Origin of the sequence: Variovorax sp. J31P179, assembly GCF_030316985.1 — a bacterium.
Taxonomy (GTDB): Bacteria; Pseudomonadota; Gammaproteobacteria; order Burkholderiales; family Burkholderiaceae_C; genus Variovorax; species Variovorax ginsengisoli_B.
In genome coordinates this window covers 290,988-296,987 of record NZ_JASZYL010000008.1, presented here as the reverse complement: position 1 = coordinate 296,987, position 6,000 = coordinate 290,988, and the positions used below count along the sequence as shown (strand labels likewise).

Here is a 6,000-nt window from a genome sequence, read left to right as displayed (position 1 = left end):
GGGGCTGCTGTACGCCGCCACGCCGGCGAGCGACTTCATCTGCGGCACCTTGCAGCTGGCCGCGGGCATGAACCTGCACGTCTTCACCACCGGCCGCGGCACCCCCTACGGGCTGGCCGAGGTGCCGGTGATCAAGGTCGCCACGCGCAGCGACCTGGCGCGCCGCTGGCACGACCTGATGGACGTCAACGCCGGGCGCATCGCCGACGGCGAGGCCAGCATCGAGGACGTGGGCTGGGAGCTGTTCAAGCTGATGCTCGATGTGGCCAGCGGCCGCAGGAAGACCTGGGCGGAGCAGTGGAAGCTGCACAACGCGCTGGTGTTGTTCAACCCGGCGCCTGTCACCTGAGACCTTGCGGGACAGTCCTGAGACCTTGCGGGACAGACCAACAAACTGCGCAGCAGTTTTTGCTCTGTCCTCAACTGATCAGATTGCCCTCCTCTGTCCTCAACTGATCAGATGCCTTCAGTCCCCAATCGACAACAAACAAGGAGAGCACCCCCATGGAAGACCTCAAAGGCCGCACCGCCCTCGTCACCGGCGCCAGCACCGGCATCGGAGCCGCTGTCGCCATCGCCTACGCCGCCCGCGGAATGCGCGTCGCCGTCCACTACAACAGCTCGACCACGGCGGCAGAACAGGTCGTCGCCACCATCCAGGCCGCCGGCGGCGAGGCCTTCGCGCTGCAGGCCGACGTTCGCGACAGCGCCGCGATCCGCCGGGTGGTCGGCGAGGCCCACGACCGGCTCGGCGCGATCGACGTGCTGGTCAACAACGCCGGCAGCTTGGTCAAGCGGCTGCCGATCGCCGACTTCGACGACGCCGTGTTCGACGAGGTGCTGCATATCAACGCCCGCTCGGTGCTCGCCTTCTGCCGCGAGGTGGTGCCGCTGATGCGGGCCCAGGGGCGCGGCGGCAGCATCGTCAACGTGTCGTCGATCGCGGCGCGCAACGGCGGCGGCCCGGGCGCCTATCTCTATGCCGGCGCCAAGGGCTTCGTGAGCACCGCGACCCGCGGCCTGGCGAAAGAACTGGCGCCCGACCGGATCCGCGTCAACGCCGTGTCGCCGGGCGTGATCCAGACGCCCTTCCACGACCGCTTCTCGACGCCGCAGCTGCTGGAATCCTTCAAGGCGGCGATTCCGCTGGCCCGCATCGGCGAGCCGGACGACTGCGTCGGCGCCTTCCTGTACCTCGCTTCCGAGCAGCTGTCGGGCTATGTGACCGGACAGATCCTCGAGGTGAACGGCGGCCAGTACATGCCCTGAGGCCGCCTCCGCCGTCCGGGCGCACAGATCAACAACAACGGAGACACGCACTTGAACACCGGAACCCTGCGCGGCCTGGCCGCATTCACGGCCGCGGCCGCCCTGTCCCTGGGCCTGGCCGCCGGCGCCGCGGCGCAAAGCGACTTCCCCAACCACACCGTCGAGCTGCTGGTGCCCTACCAGCCCGGCGGCGGCACCGATGGCCTGGCGCGCACCTTCGCCGACGCCAGCCGCAAGCACATGTCGCAGAGCATGGTGATCATCAACCGCCCCGGCGCGGGCGGCGCGATCGGATGGACCGAGGTGATCAACGCCAAGCCGGACGGCTACAAGCTCGCGGTGCTCACGGTCGAGCTGCTGACCTTGCCGCACCTGGGGCTGGCCAAGTTCAACTACGACGATTTCCAGCCGATCGCCCAGCTCAACGCCGACCCGGCGGCCATCACGGTCAAGGCCGACGCGCCGTGGAGCACGGTCGAGGAATTCCTCGCCGCCGCCAGGAAGGACCCCGAGGGCGTGCGGGTGGGCAATTCCGGCAATGGCTCGATCTGGCACCTGGCGGCCGCGGCGCTCGAAGACAAGACCGGCGCGAAGTTCAACCACATCCCGTTCCAGGGTGCCGCGCCCGCGGTGCTGGCGCTGCTCGGCGGCCACATCGAGGCCGTGGCCGTGAGCCCGGCCGAAGTCACGACCCACGTGCAGTCGGGCAAGCTCAAGATGCTGATGGTCATGGCTGACCAGCGCGTGAAGGGTTTCGAGAAGGTGCCGACCGCCAAGGAGCGCGGCATCGACCTCTCGATCGGCACCTGGCGCGGCCTCGGCGCCCCCAAGAACACCCCGCCCGAAGTGATGGCCAAGCTGCGCGAGATCACCGCCAAAACCGCCGCCGAGCCGATGATGCGCGAGGCCATGGAGAAGCAGAACCTGGGCTACGTCTACACCGACGGCGCGGCCTTCCAGCAGACCCTGGCGCGGGACAACGCCTATTACAAGAGCCTGATCGCCAAGCTCAACATCAAGCCCTGAGACCCAGGAAGCCGAAGGAGACCCCATGCAACGCCGCACCCTGATCCACACCGCCCTCGCCTCGCTCGCCGCCGGCCTGCCGGCCCTGCCCGCGCTGGCCCAGCCGTCCTGGCCGACCGGCAAGCCGATCACCTACCTGGTGCCGTTCCCGGCCGGCGGCACCACCGACCTGCTGGCCCGCCTGATCGCGCAGAAGCTCGGGCCGGCGCTGGGCACCAGCGTGATCATCGACAACAAGGGCGGCGCCGGCGGCAGCATCGGCTCGGAGGTCGCGGCGCGGGCGGCGCCGGATGGCTTCACGCTGCTGGGCGGCACCATCAGCTCGCACGCCATCAACGTCAGCCTCTACCCCAAGATCGGCTACGACCCGCAGAAGTCCTTTGCGCCGGTGACGCTGATCGGCACCAATCCGGTGGTGCTGGTGGTCAACCAGGCGAGCCCGTACAAGACGCTGAAGGACCTGCTCGACGCCAGCCGCGCCAGGCCGGGCGGGCTGTCCTCGGCCTCGGCCGGCACCGGCACCTCGCAGCACCTGGCGCTGGAGCTGATGGCCTTCAAGTCGGGCGTCAAGTTCACGCACGTGCCCTACAAAGGCAGCGGCCCGGCGATCCAGGACGTGATCGGCGGCCAGGTCGACATGATGTTCGACACCACCGTGGTCGCCGGCCCGCATATACAAAGCGGCAAGCTGCGCGCCCTGGCCGTGACCTCGGCCAAGCGCCTGGCGTCGATGCCGAACGTGCCGACCGTGGCCGAATCGGGCATCCCGGGGCTGGCCGACTTCGAGGTGGTGTCCTGGCAGGCCATCTTCGTGCCGGCCGGCACGCCGGCGCCGATCGTCGCTCGCCTGCACGACGAGATCCGCAAGATCCTGGCCCAGCCCGAGATGCAGGAGAAGCTCAGGGGCTTCGGCATGGAGCCGGCCGACTTGACGACCGCCCAGATCGCGGCCTTCCAGAAGTCCGAAGTCGACAAATGGGCCCAAGTGATCAAGGCCGCGAACATCAAGGCCGAATAGGTCGCCGGGTAGGTTTCGTCCTGCGAAATGCGCCCGGGGCGCTCGCTAGAATCGCCTACCGTTTTCCTGGGATTTCGCCTTGTCCGATCGCCTGCCCGTCCTGCCTCAATACCTGTTTCCCAAGCAGGCGCTGACCTCCTTCGCCGGCTGGGTGGCGGGCAAGGAACGCGGGTCGGTCACGACCTGGATCATCCGCCGCTTCGTCGCCAAGTACGGGGTCGACATGGGCGAGGCGCTGGCCAGCGACATCGCGAGCTACCGCAGCTTCAACGACTTCTTCACCCGCGCCCTCAAGCCCGGCGCGCGGCCGATCGCCGCCGCCGACCTCGTCTCGCCGGTGGATGGCGCGATCAGCCAGTTCGGCGCCATCGAGGGCGACCAGATCTTCCAGGCCAAGGGCCACCGCTACTCCACCACCGCGCTGGTCGGCGGCGACGCCGCCCTGGCGGCCCGATTCGCGCACGGCAGCTTCGCCACGCTCTACCTGAGCCCGAAGGACTACCACCGCATCCACATGCCCTGCGACGGCCGGCTGCTGCGCATGATCTACGTGCCGGGCGACCTGTTCTCGGTCAACCCGACCACCGCGCGCGGCGTGCCCGGCCTGTTCGCGCGCAACGAGCGCGTGGTGTGCGTGTTCGAGACCGCGCGCGGCCCCTTCGTCCTGGTGCTGGTCGGCGCCACCATCGTCGGCAGCATGGCCACCGTCTGGCACGGCGTGGTCAATCCGCCGCGCGGCGGCGAGGTGCGCGAATGGCGCTACGACGACCAGCAGATCGTGCTGCGCCAAGGCGAGGAAATGGGGCGCTTCCTGCTCGGCTCCACGGTGGTGATGCTGTTTCCGGCACCGCCGCTGGCCTTCACGCCCGCGTGGGCGCCGGGGCGGCCGGTGCGGCTCGGCGAAGCCATGGCCGAATACCGGGCCGACTGAAGCCGCGATCCCGCGGGCCGCATCCCGCTTGTGGATACAGCTATAAAACTTGTAGCAGAGCGCCATCTGGGATATAGTCCTCGCCCGATTCCGGGTGCTCCCAGACCCACACAAGAACCACGGCGCCCGAGGAGATGAAATCGATGAGCAGCAAGGAAAACGCAGCCGTCAGCCAATTGCTGGCGCTGCTGGAAGCCCGCTATGCGCTGCGCGTCCTCTGGGCCCTCCGGGACGGCCACGCCCAGACCTTCCGCCTGCTGCAGGACAGCGTCGGCAGCATCACGCCGAACACCCTGAACACCCGCATCAAGGAACTCCGCGAAGCCGGCCTCGTGAACCATGGCAGCGAAGGCTACAGCCTGACCCTGAGCGGCCAGGACCTGCTCAAGCGGCTGTCGGACCTGCAGGCCTTCGCGGGCAAGTGGCAGCAGACCCAGGTCAAGAAGACGGCGCCGCCACCGACGCCGTAGCCGCTTGCCAGGTCGTTAAACTGCGCGGTTTTCCAACCTTTTCCAAATCCTGAAGGAGCGCACCATGCCCACCACTTCCTCCGGCCTGCAGTACGAAGACACCACGGTCGGCGAAGGCGCCGAAGCCAAGGCCGGCCACCACGTGCATGTGCACTACACGGGCTGGCTCTACAACGACGGCGTCCAGGGCGCCAAGTTTGACTCCAGCCGCGACCGCAACGACCCCTTCGCCTTCTCGCTCGGCGCCGGCCAGGTCATCAAGGGCTGGGACGAAGGCGTCGCCGGCATGAAGATCGGCGGCAAACGCACCCTGATCATCCCGGCCGCGCTGGGCTACGGCGCCCGCGGCGCCGGCGGCGTGATCCCTCCCAATGCGACCCTCAAGTTCGACGTCGAACTGCTCGACGCGCACTGACTGACCCCCACGCTCCTCACTGCGTGTGTCGCTGCCCCCCGAGGGGGCCGCAAGCCGCCTTGGGGCGGCCCGGCGCCGGCTTGATCCCCGGCTCCTCGCCGTTCCCAGAATGCGCCTCCGGGCGCATTTTTTCGTCTTGAAAACCGCCAGCACAGCCCCAAATGGCTGGCTATTGTTCGTTTTTCACTGAATTCCGGCATGGCAGCCGGCTTTTTGAGCATGTCTGACCCGCAAAACACCCCCATTCATCCCGACACCCTGCAAGGCGAGCCCAGCCCCGAAGAGCGCGAGGCCGCCCAGGCGGCGAACGAGGCCGACGCGCTGGCGGCGGCCCAGGCCGAGATCGCCGCGCTGCAGGCCAAGAATGCCGACCTCGCCGACCAGTTCCTGCGCGCCCAGGCCGACGTGCAAAACGCCCGCCGCCGCGCCGACGACGAGATCACCAAGGGCCGCAAGTTCGCGATCGAAGGCTTTGCCGAGAGCCTGCTGCCGGTACTCGACAGCCTCGAAGCCGGGCTGGCGATCCCCGACGCCTCGGTCGAGCACCTGCGCGAAGGCACCGAAGCCACCTTGCGCCAGCTGAAGAGCGCCCTCGAGCGCAACAAGGTGATCGAGATCGCGCCCCCGGCCGGCAGCAAGTTCGACCCCCACCAGCACCAGGCCATCTCGGTCGTGCCGGTGCCGGGCCAGGAGCCCAACACCATCGCCAGCGTCCTCCAGAAGGGCTACACGATCGCCGACCGCGTGCTGCGCCCGGCCCTGGTGACGGTCAGCAGCCCGGGTTGAGCAACCACAAGAAACCCACAGGAAATCCCCGCTCCATCCCTTGAATCGGCACGGGTTATCCACAAGTTCACAACAACTTAATTTT

General features: G+C 68.2%; 7 protein-coding genes and 1 pseudogene. All 8 read left to right on the top strand.

The features are described 5' to 3' along the window. A pseudogene (locus QTI17_RS22405) lies at nucleotides 1–349 on the top strand (UxaA family hydrolase); the annotation flags it as partial. Between the two features lie 155 nt (nucleotides 350–504). Beyond that, nucleotides 505–1,269 (top strand): SDR family NAD(P)-dependent oxidoreductase, encoded by a 765-nt coding sequence (locus QTI17_RS22400; protein WP_286535696.1) that lies wholly within the window; start codon nucleotides 505–507, stop codon nucleotides 1,267–1,269. Between the two features lie 51 nt (nucleotides 1,270–1,320). Next, nucleotides 1,321–2,295 carry a tripartite tricarboxylate transporter substrate binding protein gene (locus QTI17_RS22395; RefSeq protein WP_286535694.1) on the top strand — a complete coding sequence of 325 codons (975 nt, stop codon included), beginning with the start codon at nucleotides 1,321–1,323 and terminating at the stop codon, nucleotides 2,293–2,295. A 25-nt stretch (nucleotides 2,296–2,320) separates the two neighbouring features. Beyond that, the gene (locus QTI17_RS22390; protein ID WP_286535693.1) at nucleotides 2,321–3,313 is read left to right on the top strand and encodes a Bug family tripartite tricarboxylate transporter substrate binding protein; all 993 of its coding nucleotides are present in this window, start codon (nucleotides 2,321–2,323) and stop codon (nucleotides 3,311–3,313) included. A gap of 79 nt (nucleotides 3,314–3,392) precedes the next feature. Further along, nucleotides 3,393–4,244 carry an archaetidylserine decarboxylase gene (asd, locus tag QTI17_RS22385; protein ID WP_286535692.1) on the top strand — a complete coding sequence of 284 codons (852 nt, stop codon included), beginning with the start codon at nucleotides 3,393–3,395 and terminating at the stop codon, nucleotides 4,242–4,244. Nucleotides 4,245–4,387: 143 nt separating this feature from the next. Next, the gene (locus QTI17_RS22380) at nucleotides 4,388–4,714 is read left to right on the top strand and encodes a winged helix-turn-helix transcriptional regulator (RefSeq protein ID WP_286508103.1); all 327 of its coding nucleotides are present in this window, start codon (nucleotides 4,388–4,390) and stop codon (nucleotides 4,712–4,714) included. Nucleotides 4,715–4,778: 64 nt separating this feature from the next. Then, nucleotides 4,779–5,129 (top strand): FKBP-type peptidyl-prolyl cis-trans isomerase, encoded by a 351-nt coding sequence (locus QTI17_RS22375; RefSeq protein ID WP_286508104.1) that lies wholly within the window; start codon nucleotides 4,779–4,781, stop codon nucleotides 5,127–5,129. A 219-nt stretch (nucleotides 5,130–5,348) separates the two neighbouring features. Beyond that, nucleotides 5,349–5,915, top strand: coding sequence for a nucleotide exchange factor GrpE (gene grpE, locus QTI17_RS22370; protein ID WP_286535691.1), 567 nt, complete (start codon nucleotides 5,349–5,351; stop codon nucleotides 5,913–5,915). Nucleotides 5,916–6,000: the final 85 nt, after the last annotated feature.

Bases quoted from the DNA above. Each gene is read 5' to 3' on its own strand.
- grpE (WP_286535691.1), top strand. From the start codon at position 5,349: ATGTCTGACCCGCAAAACACCCCCATTCATCCCGACACCCTGCAAGGC.
- QTI17_RS22400 (WP_286535696.1), top strand. From the start codon at position 505: ATGGAAGACCTCAAAGGCCGCACCGCCCTCGTCACCGGCGCCAGCACC.
- QTI17_RS22390 (WP_286535693.1), top strand. From the start codon at position 2,321: ATGCAACGCCGCACCCTGATCCACACCGCCCTCGCCTCGCTCGCCGCC.
- QTI17_RS22375 (WP_286508104.1), top strand. From the start codon at position 4,779: ATGCCCACCACTTCCTCCGGCCTGCAGTACGAAGACACCACGGTCGGC.
- QTI17_RS22380 (WP_286508103.1), top strand. From the start codon at position 4,388: ATGAGCAGCAAGGAAAACGCAGCCGTCAGCCAATTGCTGGCGCTGCTG.